Genomic DNA, 22,647 nt, shown 5'->3' with positions numbered 1-22,647 from the left:
CATTTTGCCTTGACTAGTTTTTGTCGCCGGTAAGTCGCAGCGCCGGACGGGGAGCAAAGTCGCGAGTCGCGGGGGTCGCGAGTTCGTTAAATTGAACGTATTGGCCGCGCAGTTCGGAGTGTCGCTTGAAGTCTTTCAGCGCCACGACTCGCAAGCCGGCCACGATGTCATCAATGTTCCCGTCGGGAACTGGCCAGAAGTACGAAGTCGCGGCGCCGATATCTCGAAACGCTTTGATCTCGACGCCTGCCGGCTTGTATCCAATCGGTTCGCACCAGACGATTTCGCCGGGGGCGGCTTGGGTGCGAATCACCAAGCGACGGACGAGCGCCTGTTTGCCATCGGCGCCGACGCACTGAGTTTGCTCGACGTTGACGCTCAGGATTTGGAGTTGCCCGGCGTCGGTTTCGACGTTCTGGTTTTGAATCGCTTCTAAGCTGGCGTAGTCATTGGGAGAACGCAGAATGACGCCCAGATTGTCGCCTTCGGCGCTCCACCAGGCGCTGACGGTTGGCGCCGCCACATTGCCGGTGATCGGCCAATCCGTCGCCGCAATACTGTAGGTCGCCATCGGAAATCCATCTTGACGCGTCACGCTGGAAGCGGCGTCATTGCCGTCAGGACGTCCCACGCTAAACCAGACCCGGGCCGGTTTGATTACTGACAACTCGCCCAGTTGCATGCTCTGTTGTTGCAGGCCCATGGTGAGTTCGAGGTTGTCGCCGTTAATGCGATTTTGCAGCAGCGCCGACTTCCAACCAGAGGAAGTCATCGTCGGCCGATCCGGAAAACGTTGGGCCAAGTAGTCGGCCGTTTCCAGCGAAAGTTGATCGCTTTGCGAAGTGAGTTGCAACAACATCAGGTCGCCGCGCTGCAGGAAGATCGTCGGCGCCAGCGCCGGATCGACCGGCGTTTCGATCGCCAAACGTCCCGGCTTGAGCATCGGCGTCAGCCAGATTTGCCCGCCGCCGATATCGCCGATGGGATGTTCCGGACCTGGTTTGCGTTGTCGCGGATCGGCGGTCACAAAGGTCAACCGTCGACTCAGGACGTTGGCCAGGTGCGCCTCGAGCGCTTCGACGCGATCGATCAGATAGAAACCGCCGGGAGGATAAAGTTGTTCGACCAGTTCAAATTGCTTTTGGGCCAGCGCGGCTTCAGCGCTGACCACTTTGAAGCCGACGACTTGAATCGAGATTCCGCTGCCGTCAAAGATGTCGAACAGCGCCTCGGCGACGCTACGTCCGCGCGGATTGACCGTCGAATCGTTGACGAAGCGGTTGTCGGCGCCGTCCGTGATGACCAGCATCGTCTTGGGGCCGTTGACGCCGGTCAGGTCACCCTTGGCCGAGATCATCGCCCGCAAAATCGGCGACTCGTTCCAAGGCTCGACTTGCGGATAGGTGATCGCTTTGACCAACTGTTGGTATTGCGACTTGTCTTTGGAATTCCAGATAATCGGCGCTACCAGACGTTGAATCGTCCGCTCCGCTTCGACGACCGTCTTTTGAGATCCCATTGCCTGACCAAACGTCCAAACGCTCACCTGCGTTCCGTCGGGGATCGTCTCCAGCAATCGATCGAGTGCGCGAACGGCTTCCGCATATTTCGTTTGCGGACCGAAAGGCTGACCAGCCGCGGCGCCCATGCTGCCGGAAGCATCCAGCACGATCGAGATCGCCGCGTCGCCCGAGCCGTACTGCTGATGCAGTTCAGGCGAAGCGACAATCGCCAGATTGGCGGCGTCTGGCGCCGGATTGCTGACCAAATGATTGGAAGGTCGGCGGTGAATCACCACTTTGGTGTCGGCCTTCGAGAGATGCCCGCGAAAGAAGACGGCTCCATCGACGCGCGCATCGATCTCGGCGGCGTCCTTCTCAAGCGTCTTGCTATTGAGATCGGCTTCGACCAACACGTCAATGCTGCGGGTTTTGCCGCCGGTCCATTCGATGCCTCGTCTGGCGTCATCATCCACCGCCAAATGCAACAGGCCGTTGGTGGAGAATCCAAAGCGGGGGATACCGTGGGGCGGGTTCTCTCCGGCGATGTTCAAATCAAAGTGATACGACTCGGTCGATTCCGTCGTCCAGTTTCTCAGCGGAATCGACGTGATCGCAAAGTCGCCCGGTTTTTGCCAGGGCGCCGCTTCCTGGGTCGTTTTCTGCGGATGCAGCGCGAAGCGAACGGCGTCGGCGGTCAACAGTCGAGCGGCGCGTAGGTAGTAGGGAACCTGGCCTTGATCATCCCAATGTTCATTCCAGGCGCGTTGGGCGAACTGCAGCGCCGCTGCGGCCAATGTCGCTTGGCGAGCATCACGAGCGTCGTCGTCGACGGCCAGCACGACGCTAGGAATGATGCGCGACTGCGAAGCGATTCGATCGATCATCACCAGATCCATGTCGTCGCGATCGATGTTGGTGTTCAGCTGGATCAGCTCGCGCCATTTTTGAGCGTAGTCGTCGCCGATCTGGGCGATCGTCTCGCGCCACAGTTGTTCGACGCCAAAGACTTCCAGCCGATGGCTGGTCATCAGATAAGCGTCATCACGCGAGCCGCTCAGTTGGTCGTACCAGGCGTCGCCAAATTTCGCGAGCGCCAGATGTCCGGCGCGAGCTGCATCGATCTTGGCGAACTTCTCTTGCTGCTCGATCGACGGCGCCGGTTGTTGGCCGCGAGAAATCTCGGCGCCGGTCGCGTCGATGCAGGCGATCAACAACTTGCGGCGCGACTCGGCGTCAGCCGCCGGCAACAACATGGCGCGGCTCAAACGTCGCAGCGACTCGCTGGGGTCTGCGACAAAGGCGGCGCTCTGCTCTTGTTCGTTCTGCTTTTTCAATTCCAAACGCTGTTGCTCGACTTTGGTCGTCAAAGCGGCGAGCGCCGACAACATTTCCGGCGTCGCCGAAGTCGCCGCCGCTGCGCTGTTTAACTGGTTATCCAACGCATGGGCCGACTGCCACAGCTGCGTTACTTGAATCTCCAATCCCTCGCCGCCCGATTCAGGCGGAGTCGCGATCGTCCAATGGTTGTAGAAAGGCAGTTCCGCCAAAGCGGAGTTGCGAGCTTCGGTCGCACGGTTCAAAATGGCGACGTCATTCATGATCGACGCGTAGGCCTTGGAGGCCGAATTGATTTGCGCGACCGCTTTCAAGCGAGCCGCCGAGTCGATAAACAAGTAGTCCTGGCCGATACGGCGTTCTAAATCTGCGGCGCCAACGCGTGACGCGAATGCTGCGCTCCAGGTCGCCGCGGCGGAAGCGGCTTGTTCGGCCAGCAGGTTCGTCTTGATGGCGCTGCCGATCACTTCGGCGTCCGCCGGCGATAATGACTTCATGTCAATTTGTTGGCAGAGCAGTTCGACGAAGACCAGTTCGGTCGGTCCCGTCTCGTTGGCCTGACCAATCGAGCGAATCACTTGCCAGTTTTTCGCCAATTGATGAATCGGATCTTCGGCGGCGCGAAGCAACAGTTCGCGACGCAATGCGTCAGAGAACGCCGCTTCGGAAACGCCGTCGGCGATCTGTTGTTGCGCCGCTGTATCGTAGGTCGCGCGAACATCTTGCGGCGCCGTCGACGTTAAGAGCGTCGCCGCCGAAGTAACGGCAGCCGGCGTCGGTTGAAACCAACCGGCGGCGGTTCGCCATGACAGGGACAAGTCCTGTGATTGCAAAGGCATACGTCGCCGACTCGCAAACGCGGAGGCCAACTCCGAGGCCGAACTTCGTAATCGCGACGCGTTGGCGATGTCGCCGGCGATCAGCAACGACTCCATCCGTAACAACGTCTCTTGATAGCGTCGCCAGGCATGCGGCGAATATCGCAGCACCGATGGTTGCGCTTGAGACAACGTCTGTTGCTGTTGCCAGAACTCGTTCATCCATTCCCATTGGCTCGAAGCGATGGGAGTGGGGCTTTTCGACGGCTCGTAGCCGGGACGCAATACGCCCAGATCAAATTCGTCGGCGCGCTTCTTTCCGTCGTCGCCGGTCGGAAGCATTAAAACGCTTTGTCGACGGTTGTGATTGGCGGCGGCGAATTGCATCAATTCGTCGTCGACATAACGGAACAATTCGGCGGCGTCGATCCGGCCGTCATCGTCGTCGTCAATGATCGCGCCGCGCAGCCCTTCAATGACATAATGACCTAGCGCAGTGCGGCGCTGTTGGAAAAAGTTCCAAGCTTGCTGATCGACGTCGGCGGCGACTACGACCGAGAGGTTCGGCACTTTACGAATCTCTTCATCCATGTCGCGTAACGACGCAGAGAAGCTGTTCGTCAACAAACCCAATTGGGGAGCGACGATAGTGCGACAGCTGTCGATGATCAGCAGCTTGTTGGTTTGTGTAGGCAGTTTTTGCAGGTCGGCGATGATGTCGACAATGTTGATCGTTTCGGGACGCTTGGTCAGATCGACTTTTTCTGGCAACAGCGCGGGCCCTTTGTCACCGACAAAACCATGCCCGGTCAGCATCAGCACCACGTTGTTTTCTTCCACCCCTTCTAGGCTGGGACGCCAGCCAATTTGCATGCGCTGCGGCCCGTCGCCGCTACGCAGCAGACGATGTCCCCAATAGCGCTGCGTCTGGGCGTCGTTCGAAACGCTCTGCAGGTCGACCAAGACATTCCAGCCGAGCGCATTTTCCGGCACGGAAAGATTGGTCTCGTATCCGGCGCCTGCCAGGATGAAACGGGTCGGCCGCGGCGGGCGCAACCAACTACTCGCCCACAAGATGACCAGCACGAATCCGCAAAGCAGCGCGATCGCGAGCGGCAATTGCAGTCGCTTCCACTGGTGGCGGCGCGGCGCATCGAGGGCCTGCCAACGCTGTTGTTCGCCCTGTTCTCCGCGGGATGGAGAATTGGAATTCGCTTGGGTATTGCGGCTTCGAGTCATGACGTTGCCGTTTCGCCTCAGTGGATGTTGCAGAAATAAACCATGCAACTCTACATCAACGTTTTCGAGGGGCAAACGACTTCCCGCATTCTTCTCGTAGAAGTTTAAATTGCCGTCATTCGCCGCAATCAAAAGAATCGTTGCAGTCGCAACGGCAGCTACAGTCGCTGCAGCGATCGCGGTTGTCGTATTCGTCGCAGTCTACGCAGGCCGCGAGGTTATTCGTCGCGTTTTCTCCACGTGCGGCGAACATAGCGGGGTCGAAATGCCGAAGCAGAAGACGTGCTAGCAATTGGTTCTTGTTGGGGAATGAGCTCGTGGATCTCGCAGATCTGTTTGACGCATCGAATCGCCCGCTTCGTGTGGAAACCCCGTTGGGGCCGCAAACGCTGGCGATCTCCGCCTTTCATGGCCGGGAGTCGGTCAGTGCGCTCTATGAGTTTCAACTGACATTGTTGGGCGACCCCAACGGCGACATCGATTTTTCCAAGATTCTGGGCAAAGCCGCCGTGGTTTCGTTGGAAGATCCCTTTGGTTTGGGACCGCGTTACTTTCACGGCATCATTACGACGTTTGCCGAAGTGAGTCGCGACGATCAGTTTACGCAGTACGAAGCGACGCTCGCTCCCAAGCATTGGTTGATGGGGCTGACGCGCAACTGCCGGATCTTCCAACGGATGACGGTCCCCGAAGTTCTGCAGGAAGTCTTTACCGGCTACGACGTCGACTTCAATTTGAAATCGAAATATCCCTACCGCGACTATCTGGTGCAGTACGAAGAATCGGATCTCGACTTTGTGCTTCGTTTGATGGAAGAAGAAGGAATTTATTTCCACTTCCAACACGAAAAAGAGAAACACAAGCTGTTCATGTGCGATCAGACAATCAGTCAGATCGCGATCGACGGCATTAGCGCGTTGATCTACGAATCGGTCATCGGCGGCGTCCGCCCCGAGAATCGCATCTATTGGTGGCGCCGCGAACAACAGATCACCTCGAAAAAAGTAGCGCTGCGTGACATCGCCTTTCAAATGACGGGCCAAGATCTCGACGCTTCGGCTGATATCGTGAAGAAGGTCAAATGCGGCACAGCCGAACATGATCTGCATGCGGTCAGCGACTTGCCCGATCCGCAGCGCGAGGTCTACATCTACCCGTCAGGCTACGCCGGTTGGTTTGATGACGTCAACGGCGGCGGCGGCGATCAAAGTGACGAACTTGGCAAAACGCAGGATGCGGGGACGGTTTCGGCCAAGATCGATGCGCAGCGAATTGCGACGACCGCGGTGCGCTGCCAAGGCAAAAGCGACATTCCGCGACTGACGCCGGGCTATTTGTTCTCGCTGATGCGTCACGCCAACGGCGATGACGATTATCAATTGCTAGAAATCGAGCATGACGCCAAGGTCGACGTCAACTATCGCTCGCATGACTCGTCGCTGGGAACCGACCTGCAATACGAAAACCGCTTCGTCTGCCAACCGAAAGCAGTGCAATTTCGCCCGCAGCTGACCGTCCCGAAGCCAAAGATTTACGGCATGCAATCGGCCCGCGTCGTGGGCCCTGAGAAGGAAGAAATCTTTGTCGACAAATATGGTCGCGTGAAGGTCAAGTTTCCGTGGGATCGCAGCGACATTGAGAACGAAGCCGCGTCGTGCTGGATTCGCGTCGGCCAGGTCTGGGCCGGCCCGCGGTGGGGCGCCTTCTTTTGGCCCCGGATCGGTCACGAGGTGATCGTCGCGTTTGAAGAGGGAGATCCCGATCGCCCGATCATCGTCGGCAGCGTCTACAACTCGACGAACATGCCGCCGTTAGAGTTGCCGCTTAACAATCAGTTGGGAGGCCTGAAATCGTGCATCTTCCAGGGCGATCCCCTGAACAATTTCAACGCGATTATGTTTCACGACGTCCCCGACCAGCAGTACGTGCACGTCCACTCCGAACGGCAAGCGGTCGACAATACCGAGAGCTATCGCTACACCTACACGCCCTCCAAGACCTACAAGCTCAACGGGTCTTTGTAACCGTACTGACTACTTTAGAAAGAGATTGCAATGTCTGAACCTACATGGCTCAAAGACGTGCTAACCGTGGTCGGTGGCGGCGCAGGCGAATTCGGTTGCACCATCGGGACGGATGATTCCGGCAAATATGGTCAAACGGCGGATCTCTTCGTCGGAAGCCGTCAAACTACGGTCGTGGATCCGACGTTTTTTCTGAACAAGCTGGGCTCTAGCCTTATCGGCGTTTTGATCAACGGCGAGTTAGGACAGAGCGATATCTATATGGGGCAGAAGTCGGGAGCCAACTATGGCGGCCCCTGTGCGGAATTCACACGCGCCAACGAAATCAAAACAACGGCGCGACCGCTCTTCATTCGGCCGCCGGTTTGGATGTCGGAAGTCGAAGAACGTGCAATCGAAGCAGCCAACGAAGAGGCGCCGCCGACCGCCGATGCGGTAGAAAGCGCTGTGCGAATCCTCAGCGTCGCCGTGGTGGCGGTCAACATGCTGTATCAACTAGGGGTGCATTTCGGATATCCCAAATACAAAGGTACGGAAGACGAAGGCGACGATTCGAGCAGCGAAAGCTCCAGCAGCGAGGGCTCCAGCAGTGAGGGCTCCAGCAGTGAGGGTTCCAGCAGTGAGGGTTCCAGCGGCGAGAGTTCCAGCAGCGAGAGTTCCAGCAGCGAGGGAGATAAAGATCGAGTGCCGCACATTTTGGTGGATGTAGGCGCGGGAATCTCGCAGTTGCTTTACGGAATCATTATGACGCTGGAGAAAAAAAACGCCTTGGCCAATGCCGCCGAGTCAGCAACTCGCAATGCCGCCGAGACCACAACGCGACTCGTGGATCCGTCGACGATCCCCACTGGCTGGGGAATCCTGATTATGGCGAACGGCTCCCAAGAATTGTTGCGAGTTACCGATTTCACCAGCAAAGCGGCGATGAATATAGCGGAAATGGACGGCGATGATGATGATGATGACGATCATTTGCCAGAAGATGGCGACGCGGAAAGCCATTTCGAGCCTGATGATGGCGATGATGATGTAGATGGGGAGGACAAACCGGAAGACAAGCCGGAAGACAAACCGGAGGACAAGCCGGAAGACAAACCGGAAGACAAACCGGAAGACAAACCGGAAGACAAACCGGAAGACAAACCGGAAGACAAACCGGAGGACAAACCGGAGGACAAACCGGAGGACAAATCGGAAGACAAGTCGAAGGACAAGTCGAAGGACAAGTCGGAAGACAAGTCGAAGGACAAGTCGAAAGCTGATAAGCGAGCTCAGAAAGCCGATCAGAAAGGTGCGAGGAAAGAATATCAGCAACGAATGAAGAATTCTACGAATAGGCGAGGCGGGGGAGGCGGCAAGCGCGGCCGCTGAGAAGGTAGCTGAAAATAACACGAAGACTACCCGCCCGAACTTGCCGTTCCGTAACGACGCTTGATGCTGAATTTAGCAATGCTCGACTTTGCCTGCCGCTGGCGTCAAAGTGAAGTCAGCGACGAAGACACATTTTTTTCACGCCGCATGATAAGAAGGTTTGATACATGAACCGCAATGAAACGCTCTGGGGGACTCATACCGTTTGCGCCTACGGCGGCATTTTCCTCGAATCACGGGGATACGGACTTGACCTGGTTGCGTCAGGCACAGAGGGAACTGTGACCATCAATGGTTCGATCAACGTGCAAATGGTGAGCGGTACCGGCGTGATCGCGGTGGCCAGTTCAGAAGATTCGAACACGATCTGCATTTCCGCCGGTGAGGAGGGGATGATCAAACAGGTTGTCGGTTCTCCGATGGTCGGTGCGATGATCTCGATGGAGCCCGAACTAATCACCATCAGCGTCGGCGCCGAAGGGGAAGGATCGAGCATTTCGATGACGCCGGAGTCGATCACCTTTAAGGTGGCTGACGTGACGTTTTCGATGACGCCGGAGGGGATCAATGAAGTGGTCGATGATACGACACGTTCCAATACGCCGGCCGGGCATGTGCTGGAAGCGGCGGATGGCTCTTTCGAGGTGACGCCGGCCGCGATTTCGTTGGAAGCGCCGACGATTGAGATCACAGGCGACGGGATGATCACCATGGAAGGCGCGATCGTCAACGTCAACTAATAAAGCGACTTGCCATGAAAACCAGACCCTTTGCCAAACATGATTGTTGTCACGGCTCGCATGCCCAGCGTGCGGCGGCGCCGTTGCCGGCTGCTGCGCCCCTGTCGCCGCTGCGAGGGGACGCCAGCGCCGTAGAAATTTGCCAGCGATACAAGTTGCAGCTGTCGTATGACGCGCGCCGACTCCTGACGCCGACCCTGGCGCCGATGATCTTTTTTGATCGATTGTTAACCGTTGAGCTGGATGCTGATGCACGTCGGTTTTTGGCCGCCGCATTACCGCTGCGGCGATCACTGTGGTGGGCCGTGTTAACGATTCATGACGCTTTGGGCGACGATAAATCGGGCGATTCTTTCCGTCTTGCACCTGTAGTGCAGTGGATTGCGCGGCCGAGTGAGCCGGGGCTGTTGGCGATTCGCAGCCTCGATAAAAAAGTGAAACGAGGTTCGCTGTGGGGTTGCCTTTATCAGGCAGTCTATTCGGCCGCAGGTCGAGCGACGCCGCCTGATCGCTTGCTGGCTGCCGCTCCGCCGGAGATGCCGCGACGGCTCATCGGCGGCCTGGTTGCGATGGCGGCAGGCCATGCTCCCACACGCGGTTATCGCGCGCGAGTTCGACAATACTTATTGCTGGGACAAACCTTGGCGCAGGGCCAAGCTCCATGGACCTGCCGAAACGTATCTCCCGCAAAGGAAACGCGATGAGCAATCAAGAAGCGGCCGCTCCAGCCGCCTTTTGCGATTTGTCAGAGCCTGCACAAGCGTTGCTGAAACAAGAGCCGCAGGGGCCCCGTTTTTTCAAGTCGCTGATGGACGGCGAGTTGTACGACGATGCGCTGCAGTTTGCTGCAGCTTGCCTGGCGGGCCCCGATCGCATCTGGTGGGGTGTCCTTTGCGTTTGGGAATCACTTCGCCCGGTCGCACATCCGGACGACGAAGAATTGCTGGAAAGGATTGTCACTTACCTCCAAAAGCCGCAAGACGAATTACGCTGGCAGATCCGCCGGCAGTCGCATACTCGCGGAATTAGTCCGACCCTAAAGATGCTGGCCGAGGCGCTGTTTCACTCTGGCGACAGCATCACGCCGCCTGACGGACCGCAGTTGAAGCCGAACCCCTGCGTGCCGGTCGCGTTGGTTTCAACCGCCGCAAAATCGGCCGCAACCATTTGCCGGATGCAGCGCGGGATAGATATGCGGCCAGAATTTCTGCGCTTGGCGATGGAAGTCAGCCAAGGAAAACAATCGCTTCACGTCGAACCTGCCGAAGCTTTAACCAAATAGGGACCCCATGAGCCTGCTCGATCAATTTCCTGCTGCGCTTGATAAGATGGATGGCTTTTTGTCTCAAGCGACGGCCATAAACAACACGCTGACCGATGCGAAACAACGCGAGCTGTACGGCCAAGCGCTGGCGTTGGCGAAAAAAGCTCGGCTGGAGATGGAGACGGCGGTTCCCGCCGCCGCGAAGGCGATTGAAGAAACCAAGCAAAATGCGATCGCCGGCATGACGAAGTCCCGTGCAGGTCTACCGGCGCTGAAGCAGCGGAGCCAAGAGCTGAAGCAGACTGCGACCACTGCCGCCGCCAAAGTGAAGCAAATGCAAGCCAACATGAAAAAGCTTCCGGCCAAACCGAGCGTGAAAGGGATCAAAATGCCGCCGGCCTGGGGCGATCAATTGAAGGACGAGCTGCTCAACAAGTTTGGCAATTTGCCGTCGGCTCCGGTGTCGGCTCCGCGTGACGCCGCGATCTGGGCAGATTGGCAATGGAATAGCGACCGCAATCCCATGGGCGAGGGCTAATCGGATGGGGCAACCGGCCGCGTGCATTACCTACTTGCAAGTCTGTCCGATGGTGACGGTGATTGTGCCGCATGTCGGGGGACCGATTATTGGTCCCGGCGCCGTCACCGTGCTAGTGGGCGAAATGCCGGCCGCGCAGGTTACCAACATGTGTACCTGCGTCGGGCCGCCGTCGACGATTGTGCTTGGTTCAGCGACCGTGCTTTTGGAAGAAATGCCGGCCGCGCGGATGGGGGACGAAACCGATCACGGCGGCGTGATCTCGCTGGGTTTGCCGACCGTTTTGATCGGCGAATAGCGGCCCCCCGCGCGGCGATCCGCAGCGGTCCGCTACTTGCGAAAACCGCGCTTCTCCGGTATCAAGACCTGCATGCGACAATATCTCGATCTCATGCAGCGTATTTTGGACGAAGGGGTCCGCAAGGAAGACCGGACCGGCACCGGTACGCTTAGTATCTTTGGCCATCAGATGCGGTTTCGTCTGGCCGACGGGTTTCCGGCCGTCACGACCAAAAAACTGCATCTGCGGTCGATCATCCACGAGCTGCTCTGGTTTCTGCAGGGAGCGACGAACGTCGCCTACCTGCGCGAGAATAAAGTCTCGATCTGGGATGAGTGGGCCGATGAAGCAGGCGAGCTGGGCCCGGTCTACGGCTATCAGTGGCGATCATGGCCCACGCCGGACGGCGGACATATCGATCAGATCACCAATCTGATCGAACAGATCAAGACCAATCCCGATTCGCGTCGCCTGATCGTCTCGGCGTGGAATGTAGCCGACGTGCCGCGGATGAAGTTGCCGCCGTGCCATTTGCTGTTTCAGTTCTATGTGGCCGAGGGGAAGCTGTCTTGCCAGCTGTATCAGCGCAGCGCGGATGTCTTTTTGGGGGTTCCGTTCAATATCGCGTCGTATGCGTTGTTGACGATGATGGTCGCTCAAGTGACCGGGCTGGAGCCAGGCGACTTTGTCCATACGTTTGGCGACGCGCATCTCTACACGAACCACATGGATCAGACGCAACTGCAGCTATCGCGCGAACCGCGTCCGTTGCCGACCATGCGGATCAACCCCGCGGTGACCGATCTGCTGAAGTTTCGCTTTGAAGACTTCGAACTGATCAACTATGATCCTCATCCGCATATCTCGGCGCCGGTGGCGGTATGACCGTTTCTTTGATCGTCGCGGCGTCACAGAACAACGTCATCGGCCGCGACGGCGATATGCCGTGGCGGTTGTCGGCCGATCTGCAGCGCTTCAAAAAGTTGACGATGGGACACTCGATCGTCATGGGGCGCAAGACGTACGAATCGATCGGACGTCTGCTGCCGGGCCGACAGACGGTGATTGTGACGCGGCAAGCCGACTATGCTGTCGAAGGCGCCGTGATCGCAGCGAACGTAGCGGAGGCGCTGCAGACGCCGTCGACAAGCGGCGAAATCTTTGTGGTCGGCGGCGGAGAGATCTATGCCCAAGCGATCGATCTGGCCGATCAGATCTACTTGACTCGCGTCCAGGCGATGATCGAGGACGGGGACGCTTTTTTTCCGGCGCTCGATCAGGACAAGTGGGACCGCATCGAGACGCGCGAATTTCCAGCGGATGAAAAGAACGACTACCCGACCACGTTTGAGATCTGGCGCCGTTTAGATTGAGATTGCGATTCAGGCGATCAAATTCATCAGCCCGACGAACTCTGGATCGTAGCGGATCGCATCAAAGTCGGACTCCGCATCGACCAGCTCTCGAAAGCTGGCGTTGATCTCGCAGGCCTGCGCCAAATACTCCATCGAGAGCCGCAGGTTCTTGGCCAGAGCCCAATAGCAGGCCAAGTTGTAGTGAATGATCGGCTGGGCAGGATCGTTGCACATCGCTTCTTCCAGCGCCTCAATCGCCAGATCTAAGCGGCCCACTCGCTTGTACGACCAGCCGAGCGCCAGCCATACATGGATATCGGTCGGATCGTCGTCACAGACGTGGCGCAGGCAATCGATCGCCTTTTGATGTTCGTCCAGCGTGCGGTAGGTCTGACCGCGCAGATAGAGCGTGTCGTTGGACGCTCCGTCGATCTCATCAATTTCGTCCAACAGCGCGATCGCGCGCAGAGCGAGCGTCCGTTTGGCGTCGATCGAAGCCGGCAAGTGCGACGATGCCGAAAGGATCAAATCAAGATAGCCTTCCACTTCGCGAATGCGTCGCAGTCGACGCGTTTCCAGCAGGCTGTTCATATCGGGACGTCCCAGGTTGATATTGGATGGCAATCCCATTGTTCGCGGAGCGAGCGCGATGTTCCAGCGCCGTTTTCCAAAAAATTTTATCCCAGAGAGAAATCAAAACCATATCTTCCCGCCGCAGGAACGTCTAAAAGAGAGAACATCGGTTGGAATTTGCAACTTACGTTCGGTTGGCCGATTTTGCGATTCTTTCTGTCGGTCGAATGTCTTGCGCTTCGCTAGCACTTTAGGCGGAAGATTTCATAAAAAAACGCCGCGGACGAATATCGTCCGCAGCGCTTTATTCACTGGGTAGATGTTTGCATTAAACGCGTGCGAGCTTAGGCCTGCGACGGTTCTTTCGGTGACGCGTGGAATGAATCGACCAACGTTTGGGTCGGGGTCGTCAATTTCAAAACCGGTGCAAATTCTTCAAATTCGACGTCGATTTGCGCAAGCAACTCTTCGACGCTGGGACCGGAGCCCCGCAGTTGTTCGTAATATCCGACGAAAGTGTCCCGTTCGGGCCAGGCTTCGTCATTGGACGCCGGCAACAAAGCGGACAAAGCGACGGACACCTTGCCGGGCTCATTGGGTTCGTTGACCAGCTGTTCGATATCGGCGTGCGACTCAATCAGCACGGCGAATTCTTCCGGCAAGCTCCAACCACGAGCGATCACGCCGCCCGCTTCGGCATGGTCCCAGCCGAATTTTTCGCGTTCAAGCTGCGACAGTCGATTTTCGCCGTTGGCTCGACTGACCAATAAGTCCGCGTATTTTTCGGGCAACTCTTTGGCCAACAGCGGCACGGCCATATCTTGCAGCAGCGCGGCGGCGAAGAGATCTTCGGAATCTTTCAGACCCAAATTCTTGCCCATCGCTCGAGCGAATAACCCGCGACGCAGCGAATCTTGCCAGAGATTCTTTAGATCAAACGGCCCACTTTTTGGGTTGGGCATCAGGCTGAAGACGGCGCTCCAAAGAGCGAAGTTTTTGATCGTGCGAATGCCGACCAAGGTGATCGCCAGCTTTACGCTGGAGATCTCACGGGAAAAACCGAAGTACGACGAATTGACGAATCGTAATACTTGTCCCGTGAGACCAGGATCCGATTCGATCGGGACCGAGAACTCGGCGGGTCCGTTTTCCGGATCTTGCGAAAGTTCTAACAAGCGGATCGCGCTTTGCGGCAAGGCCGGAAGTTGGGCTCCCGCCAATAAATCTTTGAGCTGTTTCGATGAGTCTGTCATGGCTTTTTTTAACTCTACCCCGGTGCTGAAAATCCAAACCCAAGCCGCCGGAACGACGCGAATGAGAGTTCCACCCCGAAACGTAGGTCACTTGATGCAGAGACGCAAACCACCGAACTTCGATTGCAAAAGATTCGTAGGGTTCGACAACCAGGCGAAAACGGCCGCGGCGCGTTATAATCGGAACCTGGAGCGTTGCTTTCAGGAAACGCGCATGTTTCCCAAAGGCAACCGCGCCGTGCAGCACGGATGCGAGAAATTTTGCTAAGACGTTGTGCGCCTGGAGGTTAGCGCCAGCCTCATGCATTTGGGCACGGAGATTGCCTTTTCAGTGATCTCGATGTCAGCCCGTTCGCACCCAGTCTGCCTCTCGCGGAAAGCCGCCGTGTTACGAACTCTATTATTTGTCGCAACCTTGCCGGTACTCTTCTGGCTGGCGACATGCGCCGTTATTCCAAACGCCCATTATTCTAACGCCGAGTCGACCGCAGAATTGGCCGAGCCCATCCAGTGGCGTCACACCGTCGATGGTTGGGCGCCGATCGAAGAGCTGCAAATTGAAGAACCGCCGATGGTGGACCAGCCGCCGATTCATCCGTTAACGCTCTTGCCGCTGGTTGTCGCTGTCGCGCTGTCAGCGCTGTTGGCGTTTGAGCCGGAAGCGGATCTGCCGACGGTCGAAGCGGCTGTACCGGTCGCCGCGGATTCTGAAGCGGCGGTGGAGATCGACTTGGCCAACTCGACCAAAGCGTAGCCTGGCTACGCCAAGATGCCGCGCACCAATTCACCGTGCACGTCGGTCAAGCGGAAGTCGCGTCCGGCGAATGGATAGGTCAATTTCAAATGATCCATCCCCATCAGGTGCAAAATCGTCGCTTGCAAATCATGGACGTGCACCTTGTTCTCTGTAATGCGAAAACCGAGTTCATCGGTCGCTCCGTAGGACAGCCCCGGTTTGATTCCGCCGCCGGCCATCATCAGCGTAAAGCAATCGGGATAGTGATCGCGACCGAGATTCTGACCGCCGGCGGTACGGCCTTCGCGGAACGGGGTGCGGCCAAATTCTCCTCCGCAAATCACCAGCGTATCTTCGAGCATGCCGCGTTGTTTCAGATCCTGGATTAGCGCCGTGACCGGTCCGTCGATTCGCTTCGCTTTGGTGCGCAATCCGTCTCCTAGCGATTCGCTGGCGTTGGTGCCGTGGAAGTCCCAGCCCCAGTCAAACAGCTGCACGTAGCGAACGCCCTGCTCGACCAGCCGTCGCGCCAGCAAGCAGTTGGACGCAAAGCTGCCGTCTCCCGGCTGGGCGCCATACTTGGTCAGCGTATCGGCCGTTTCCTGAGAGATGTCCATCGTCTCCGGCGCCGATGCTTGCATCCGATAAGCCAGCTCGTACTGGGCGATGCGCGTCTCTGTTTCTGGGTCGCCGATCACGCTGGCCTGAGCTTGATTCAAATCGCGAATCGCGTCGAGCGACATCCGCCGCACGTCGCGCGGCATCCCTTTGGGGTTCGAGAGATACAAGACCGGATCCCCTTGCGAGCGACACTGCACCCCTTGAAAGACCGAGGGCAAAAAGCCGCTTCCCCAGGCGCTCTTGCCAGAGCTGGGATTGGACCCGCCGGAATTGAGCACGACGAAGCCCGGCAGGTTTTGATTCTCGGAACCGAGCCCATACGTGACCCACGATCCCATCGAAGGACGCCCCAGTCGCGGCGAACCGGTATAGAGGAGCAGTTCGGCCGGAGCATGATTGAATTGATCGGTGTTCATCGACTTGATGAAACAGATATCGTCGACCACATTTTCAAAATCAATCAGCGCGTCTGACAGCCACGCGCCAGACTCGCCGCACTGACGAAACTTGTGCGGAGTGCCAAGCAGCGTCGGCGTGCCTTTGGTGAAGGCGAACTCTTTGCCGGCGAGAAACTCAGCCGGACAATCGGCGCCGGTCCGTTTCACCAGTTCCGGCTTGTAGTCAAACAGATCAAGATTCGGCGGCGAACCCGCCAAATGTAGATAGATGACCGCTTTCGCCTTCGGAGCGTATTGGGCCTTGCGCGGCGACATCGGCTGTGATGGATCGATCGAGATCTCGTCGGCCGGCGACTCGCCTGACAGCAGCGAACCGAGCGCCATCCCGCCGACGCCCAATTGCATCGCACTGAGGAAGTGACGCCGCGTAATCGATTGCAATTGTTCGTGTCGTGGGTTCATCGCAAGTTTCGCCGTGAAAGAGTTCAAGAGACAGCAGCACCGTCCGTGGGTCGACTAACGCGACAAAAACTCGTCCAGATTCATCAGCACGTTTCCGATCAAAGTCCACGCGGCCAATTCGGCGGCGTCGGCATCTTGCGGCAGCGGGCCAATGGGTTCGGTCGCGATTGTTTTCGCTTGTTCTGGTTGCTCACGATATTGGGCCGTCGCTGCTTCCAGCAACTGCACCAAGCGGGTCGTTTCGGCCGGCGTCGGTTGGCGACTTAGGCAAAGCCGAAAGCCGTAGGCGACTCGGTCTTCATTCGCCGATCCACCATCAGCGACGATCCTGCGAGCCAAAGCTTGCGCCGCTTCCACATAGACCGGGTCGTTCAACGTCACGAGCGCCTGAAGCGGCGTGTTCGTCGCGATGCGGCGAATCGTGCAAACTTCGCGGCTCGTCGCGTCAAAGGCCATCATCGAGGGATACGGCGTCGTCCGTCGCCATTTGGTGTAAAGACCGCGACGATACCGATCTTCGCCGGTGCTCGGTTCCCAGTCGGTCGATCCGCCGAACGCCGCACGCATCCCCATCTTCGGTTGCACCGGTCGCACCGACGGGCCATTCATCTTGCGGCTCAACAGTCCGCTGGCGGCCAGCGCCGAGTCGCGCACCATTTCGGCCGACAGCCGAAATCGCGGACCGCGGCTGACCAGTCGATTCGCCGGATCGATCGCCAGCTTCTCCGGCGTTGCGATCGCCGCCTGACGATAGGCGGCCGACTCGACCATCAATTTGATCGTCCGCTTGATGTCCCAGCCATGTTCCATCAGGTCGACCGCTAGATAGTCAAGCAGCGGTTGATTGACCGGCAGTTCTCCTTGCGAACCAAAGTCTTCGCTCGTTTCGACCAACCCCACGCCAAACAGTTGTTCCCACAGCCGATTGACGGCCACGCGAGCCGTCAGCGGATTCTCTCGAGCGACAATCCAGCGCGCAGCGCCCAGGCGATCGGCTTTCGCGTCGGCCGGCAAAGGATGAAACTCGCCCAACACGCCGGGCTCCACTTTGTCGCCGCGTACTTGGTAACTGCCGCGGATTTGAATAAAGGTCTCGCGCTGTTTGTCGGCGGCAAGCTCTTGCATAATCGGCGTTTTTGTCGGACGCACCGCGGCAAGTTGTTTTTCCAGCTTTTCGATTTCTTGCAGCTTGGCGGTGATTTCGGGACGCTCTGTCGCGGCGAATTTGGCCATCGCTTGCTTGGCGGCGTCGTCCAGTTCTTCGCCGGTCTTGGGGATCGCGAACTCGACGAAGGATGCGAAAGGAGCGTCGCTTTGATGGCCCCAGATCGGCTGCCGTTTCTCGTCGAGCAGGATCACGTGATACGGAGCGAGCCGAGTAAAGAGATCGCCATCGGTGCGATTCCAGAGCACGACCTGCTCCAGCGCGATCGCTTCTTGCAAATCAAGCTCCCACCAGGGATCGTTTCGCCGCTCGGTATGGGTCGTGCTTTTGGCGTTGAAATAGTCTCCGTCGGTGATGCCGTCGATCGCCAAATTGGCCGCACCTTCGTAGGCGACGCCGGCTTGGGTCGCAGCGCCGCGTGGGGCGATATTTTCACCACCGGCGATCACTTGCACTTCGGCCAAAGACAAGATCTTCCCTTCGCCGAGATTCTCGATACGCACGTATCGCGCCGTCAGCGGGCCGGTGGGAATCGTCGGAGGCGCGGGAGTCGATTCCTGCAGCGTTTTCAGCGCTTGCTGCGCCGCTTTCAAGCGTTGGGCCAGCGACTCCTTTTTGGCGGTCTGCTGCGCCGTCCAAGACTCATGATTCGGCGATTCATCGCCGCGATCAGCGTCGGCCGATTGATTGAAGATCGCGAAAAAGCGGAAGTACTCTTCATGCGAGATTGGATCGTATTTGTGCGTATGGCACTGGGCGCATTCCATCGTCAGCCCCATCCAGGCCTGCAGCGTGGTGTTGACCCGATCGACGATCGCCGCGTTGCGGAACTCCTCGTCGTTAGTTCCCCCTTCGCTGTTGGTCATCGTGTTGCGATGGAACGCGGTCGCGATCAACTGGTCTTCGGTCGGGTTTGGCAGCATGTCGCCGGCAAGCTGATCGATGGTGAATTGATCGAACGGCTGGTTGGCGTTCAGCGATTGAATGACCCAGTCGCGATACTTCCAGATATTCCGCTCTGGGTCCTGGGCGTAACCGGCCGAGTCTGCGTAGCGCGCGATATCGAGCCAGGGTCGCGCCCAACGCTCTCCATAAGCGGGATCGGCCAACAACCGGTCGACCACTTTCTCGTAGGCGTCGGGATCGGCGTCCGCGACGAACGCGTCGATTTCTTCCAAGGTCGGCGGCAAACCGATCAGCGCCAGCGAAACGCGCCGCAACAATGTCGCGCGATCGGCTTCGACGGCCGGCGTCAAGTTTTGCTGGTGCAGCTTTTGCAAGACGAAGCGGTCGAGCGGATTTTTGGCCCATTCGACGCTCGGCGGTGTGGGAGGTTCGTTTTGGACCGGCGGTTCAAACGACCAATGACGTTGGTACTCGGCGCCCTCGGCGATCCAGCGGCGGAACAGATCGACTTCCGCCGGGGTAAGTTGCTTGCCCGACTCAGGAGGCGGCATGCGAACGAAGTCGTCGCCCGTTAAGCGGGCCAGCAGTTCGCTGTCGTCGGGTTTGCCAGGGACAACCGCAATCGAGCCGCTGTCCAACTCGGCTACGGCTCCGTCTCGCTGATCCAAACGGAGACCCGCTTCACGCGACTCGGGATCGGGGCCGTGGCAATGAAAGCAATTGCCCGACAGCAGAGGACGGATATCGCGGTTGAAGTCGATCGGTTCTTTCGCTCGGCCGACGCCTGCTAGAAGCAGGAGAACGGGAAGCGCCATCATCCCACAAAAACGATCAAATCGCGGCATTCCAATGCACCAGAAAATGAGCAGGCGGGCCTAAGGTAGGAGAGCAACTTGGTGAGGAACTCCATTGTCCCCAATGTTAGCCGCATTCACAACCGAAATTGAAGCCTCTTTTCAGCGAATTTGCGCGAGCCGGAAAGAGCCGAACTGAATTCAGCAAAGAAACGCCAAAGTTGGTCGACGCATTTGTCTCGTGCAGCGATTGCCCCCTCTGTGGGACTGCTTTTCGGTCGCCGCTGATTGTAGGATCGGCCTCGCCGTGTTAGGCTGAAAAGATTCGTAACCGCACTTTAATCGCCGTTAGGGCGGTTCTCGCCTCTCTTCTCGAAAGCTGACGTGGTGCATCGCGAGGAAAATACGCTTCCAGAAACGCCCAGTGATTTCATCCGAATTCGCGGGGCCCGCGTTCATAACCTGAAAAACGTTGATCTCGATATTCCTCGAAATCAGCTCATCGTTTTCACAGGCCCCAGCGGCAGCGGCAAAAGCTCGCTCGCGCTCGATACGCTGTTTGCCGAAGGGCAACGGCAATATATCGAGAGTCTCTCGGTCTATGCGCGACAGTTTCTGGATCAGATGGAACGCCCTGACGTCGATCTGATCGAAGGCCTGCAGCCGACCATCTGCATCGATCAACGCGCCGGTAGTCAAAATCCGCGCAGCACCGTCGCTACGGTGACCGAGATCTACGACTATTTGCGTCTGCTGATGGCGCGACTGGGACAGCCGCACTGTTGGAAGTGCGACGTGCCGATCTCGCAGCAAACGCCGGAACAAATCCAAGATCGCTTATTGTCGCTCCCCGAGCAGACGAAGCTGATGATCTTGGCCCCGATGGTGCGCGGTCGCAAAGGGGCCCATCGCGAAGAGATCGATAAGATCCGCAAAAGCGGCCTGCTGGGAGCTCGCGTCGATGAAGAGGTCTTTGAAATCGACCAGATCCCGGAACTGAATCCGAAGAAGGCGCATTCGATTGACGCCGTCGTCGATCGCATCATCGTGCGCGAAGGCTTACGCGCTCGGATGGGCGAATCGGTCATGATGGCGCTGAAGCTGGGCGAAGGCCGCATGCTGGCCTGCTATCTCGATGACAAAGCGATCGACGCCAAGCATCCGAAGGGAACCTGGCGCGACGAGGTCTACAATACGGAGCTCGCTTGTCCCAATTGCGGCCTCAGCTTTATCGACATCGAGCCGCGCACGTTCAGCTTCAACAGCCCCTACGGCGCGTGTCCGGTTTGCGAAGGTTTGGGCTCGAAAGAAGAGTTCGATATCGAACTGGTCGCGCCGGACATGACTCAGTCGCTGGAGACGGAAGCGATTGTCGTCTGGAAAGCGCTGACCGCCGCGACGCAAAAGAAGCATCACGCGGCCGCCGTCGAATTTCTGCAGAAACACAAGATCGAACCTGCCGCGCCGCTGGCCGAGATTCCGGAAAAGACGCTCCGTCAGCTCTTTCACGGCGACGACAAAAAATTTCTCGGCATCCTGGTGATGCTCGAAAAAGAGTTTGTCACCACCACGCGCAAGGCGCGGCTCGATCAACTGGCCGCCTATCGGGCCGAAGTGATTTGCAGCGCCTGCAAAGGCTCGCGGCTCCGTATGGAAGCGACCGCCGTATTGATCGGCGACAAAGCGGTGCACGAGATCACCGCGATGAACGTCGCCGAGGCCCGCGAGTTTTTTCAACAGCTCGAATTTCCCGAGTACGAGCTGCCGGTGGCCGAGCCGATCGTCCGCGAGATCATCAAGCGGCTCGAGTTTCTCGAGAAAGTTGGCGCCGAGTATCTCACCCTCAATCGCGCCGCCGATACGCTGAGCGGCGGCGAATTGCAACGCGTCCGCCTGGCGACCGGCATTGGATCGGGATTGGTCGGCGTATGTTACATCTTGGATGAACCTTCGATCGGGCTGCATCCCCGCGACAACGAGCGGCTGATCAGTTCGCTGACCGATCTGCGCGATCAAGGCAACTCGGTTCTGGTGGTCGAACATGACGAAGCGATGATGCGCATGGCCGATCGCGTGATCGACATCGGCCCCGGCGCCGGCGGCGACGGAGGTCGCGTCATGGCCGATGGGACGCCGGCCGATGTAGAAGCGAACGAGGAGTCGATCACTGGGCGTTATCTCTCTGGCAAAAGCCGGATCGAACTTCCCGAGAAGCGCCGCCGCATCGCCAAGACGCGTTCGATCACCATCGAAGGAGTGACGACCAACAACCTGAAAGACGTCTCAGTGCTGGTGCCGCTGGGCGCCTTTGTGTGCGTGACCGGCGTCAGCGGATCAGGCAAGAGCTCGCTGATCAACGAAACCTTCGCGCCGGCGCTGCTGAAGCGCTTGAACACGCCGACCGCCAAACCGGGACCGCACAAAAGCTTGCGCGGCGCGAGCAACGTCGACAAGGTGATCCCGATCGATCAATCGCCGATCGGGCGCACTCCGCGCAGCAATCCGGCGACCTATACCGGCGTCTTTGACGAGATTCGCAAGGTCTACGCCGGCACGCGTCAAGCGAAGCAATATGGCTACAAAGCGAGCCGTTTCAGCTTCAACGTGCAAGGAGGACGCTGCGAAGCGTGTCAGGGACAAGGGCTGCAGAAGATCGAGATGAACTTTCTGCCCGACTTGTTTGTGACTTGCGCCACGTGCCGCGGCGCTCGTTTTAATCGCCAGACGCTACGTGTGCGGTACAAAGATAAATCGATCGCCGAAGTCCTCGACATGGCGATCCGCGACGCGGTCAGCTTCTTCGAAAACATCCCGATGATTCATCGGACGCTCGCGAGTCTCGACGACGTGGGGCTCGGCTATTTGTCACTGGGTCAGCCGTCGACGACCCTTAGCGGCGGCGAAGCGCAGCGGATCAAGTTGGCGACCGAACTGGCGCGGGTCGATACCGGCTCGACCCTCTACTTGCTGGACGAACCGACGACCGGTCTCCACTTTGAAGACATTCGTCGTTTGCTCGACGTGTTGAATCGCCTGGTCGACAAGGGCAACACGGTTGTCGTGATCGAGCACAACTTAGACGTCATCAAGTGTGCGGACTGGATCATTGACCTGGGCCCCGAAGGGGGTTCCGGCGGCGGACGCATTATCGCCGCAGGCTCGCCAGAAGATGTCGCGGCCGTCGCCGCCAGCTACACGGGACAGTTTCTCAAACCGCTGCTCAACGGCCGTGTTGCGCTGGCTGAAAGCGAATCGCCATCCTAGAGCATGGCG

The 22,647-nt window shown here is 58.1% G+C and carries 16 protein-coding genes; 11 read left to right on the top strand and 5 right to left on the bottom strand.

Features of this window, described 5'->3' with window-relative positions:
• Positions 1-13 precede the first annotated feature (13 nt).
• Positions 14-4,894 carry a hypothetical protein gene (locus tag DSM3645_RS01470; protein ID WP_081444675.1) on the bottom strand — a complete coding sequence of 1,627 codons (4,881 nt, stop codon included), beginning with the start codon at positions 4,892-4,894 and terminating at the stop codon, positions 14-16.
• Between the two features lie 317 nt (positions 4,895-5,211).
• Between DSM3645_RS01470 and DSM3645_RS01465 the strand changes: the two genes are divergently transcribed.
• From DSM3645_RS01465 to DSM3645_RS01425, 9 genes are all read left to right on the top strand, one after another.
• Positions 5,212-6,918 carry a type VI secretion system Vgr family protein gene (locus tag DSM3645_RS01465; protein WP_002650202.1) on the top strand — a complete coding sequence of 569 codons (1,707 nt, stop codon included), beginning with the start codon at positions 5,212-5,214 and terminating at the stop codon, positions 6,916-6,918.
• Positions 6,919-6,948: 30 nt separating this feature from the next.
• Positions 6,949-8,289, top strand: coding sequence for a hypothetical protein (locus DSM3645_RS30350; protein WP_002650201.1), 1,341 nt, complete (start codon positions 6,949-6,951; stop codon positions 8,287-8,289).
• A gap of 167 nt (positions 8,290-8,456) precedes the next feature.
• Positions 8,457-9,029, top strand: coding sequence for a hypothetical protein (locus tag DSM3645_RS01455; protein WP_002650200.1), 573 nt, complete (start codon positions 8,457-8,459; stop codon positions 9,027-9,029).
• Between the two features lie 14 nt (positions 9,030-9,043).
• Positions 9,044-9,733, top strand: coding sequence for a DUF6931 family protein (locus DSM3645_RS01450; RefSeq protein WP_002650199.1), 690 nt, complete (start codon positions 9,044-9,046; stop codon positions 9,731-9,733).
• The gene (locus DSM3645_RS01445) at positions 9,730-10,311 is read left to right on the top strand and encodes a DUF6931 family protein (RefSeq protein ID WP_002650198.1); all 582 of its coding nucleotides are present in this window, start codon (positions 9,730-9,732) and stop codon (positions 10,309-10,311) included. Before DSM3645_RS01450 ends, DSM3645_RS01445 begins: the two co-directional genes overlap by 4 nt.
• 7 nt (positions 10,312-10,318) lie before the next feature.
• Positions 10,319-10,831: a hypothetical protein gene (locus DSM3645_RS01440; RefSeq protein WP_002650197.1), complete on the top strand. Its 513-nt coding sequence runs from the start codon at positions 10,319-10,321 to the stop codon at positions 10,829-10,831.
• A 4-nt stretch (positions 10,832-10,835) separates the two neighbouring features.
• On the top strand, positions 10,836-11,129 hold the full coding sequence (locus DSM3645_RS01435; RefSeq protein WP_002650196.1) for a PAAR domain-containing protein: 294 nt from the start codon (positions 10,836-10,838) through the stop codon (positions 11,127-11,129).
• A gap of 72 nt (positions 11,130-11,201) precedes the next feature.
• Positions 11,202-11,996 carry a thymidylate synthase gene (locus tag DSM3645_RS01430; protein WP_002650195.1) on the top strand — a complete coding sequence of 265 codons (795 nt, stop codon included), beginning with the start codon at positions 11,202-11,204 and terminating at the stop codon, positions 11,994-11,996.
• Positions 11,993-12,484, top strand: a complete 492-nt coding sequence (locus DSM3645_RS01425) for a dihydrofolate reductase (RefSeq protein WP_002650194.1) — start codon at positions 11,993-11,995, stop codon at positions 12,482-12,484. Before DSM3645_RS01430 ends, DSM3645_RS01425 begins: the two co-directional genes overlap by 4 nt.
• Before the next feature lie 9 nt (positions 12,485-12,493).
• Here the strand turns inward: DSM3645_RS01425 and DSM3645_RS01420 are convergent, their stop codons facing one another.
• Together DSM3645_RS01420 and DSM3645_RS01415 are read right to left on the bottom strand one after the other, a co-directional pair.
• Entirely contained in the window at positions 12,494-13,096 is a 603-nt protein-coding gene (locus DSM3645_RS01420) for a TPR end-of-group domain-containing protein (RefSeq protein WP_002650193.1), read from the bottom strand.
• Between the two features lie 287 nt (positions 13,097-13,383).
• Positions 13,384-14,292 carry an HDOD domain-containing protein gene (locus tag DSM3645_RS01415; RefSeq protein ID WP_002650192.1) on the bottom strand — a complete coding sequence of 303 codons (909 nt, stop codon included), beginning with the start codon at positions 14,290-14,292 and terminating at the stop codon, positions 13,384-13,386.
• Between the two features lie 385 nt (positions 14,293-14,677).
• Here DSM3645_RS01415 and DSM3645_RS01405 point away from each other — a divergent pair, with 385 nt between their 5' ends.
• A complete protein-coding gene (locus DSM3645_RS01405; RefSeq protein ID WP_131282096.1) occupies positions 14,678-15,046 on the top strand; it encodes a hypothetical protein in 369 nt (122 codons plus the stop codon).
• Positions 15,047-15,051: 5 nt separating this feature from the next.
• On the opposite strand, the gene DSM3645_RS01400 is transcribed toward DSM3645_RS01405, so the two are convergent.
• Positions 15,052-16,509 (bottom strand): DUF1501 domain-containing protein, encoded by a 1,458-nt coding sequence (locus DSM3645_RS01400; RefSeq protein ID WP_040351445.1) that lies wholly within the window; start codon positions 16,507-16,509, stop codon positions 15,052-15,054.
• Positions 16,510-16,563: 54 nt separating this feature from the next.
• Positions 16,564-19,425: a DUF1553 domain-containing protein gene (locus tag DSM3645_RS01395; protein ID WP_002650188.1), complete on the bottom strand. Its 2,862-nt coding sequence runs from the start codon at positions 19,423-19,425 to the stop codon at positions 16,564-16,566.
• 333 nt (positions 19,426-19,758) lie between these two features.
• On the opposite strand from DSM3645_RS01395, the gene uvrA reads away from it, so the two are divergent.
• Positions 19,759-22,638, top strand: coding sequence for an excinuclease ABC subunit UvrA (uvrA, locus tag DSM3645_RS01390; protein WP_002650187.1), 2,880 nt, complete (start codon positions 19,759-19,761; stop codon positions 22,636-22,638).
• Positions 22,639-22,647 lie beyond the last annotated feature (9 nt).

This window comes from Blastopirellula marina DSM 3645 (assembly GCF_000153105.1).
Classification (GTDB): domain Bacteria; phylum Planctomycetota; class Planctomycetia; order Pirellulales; family Pirellulaceae; genus Blastopirellula; species Blastopirellula marina.
This window is presented reverse-complemented; position numbering and strand designations above follow the sequence as displayed.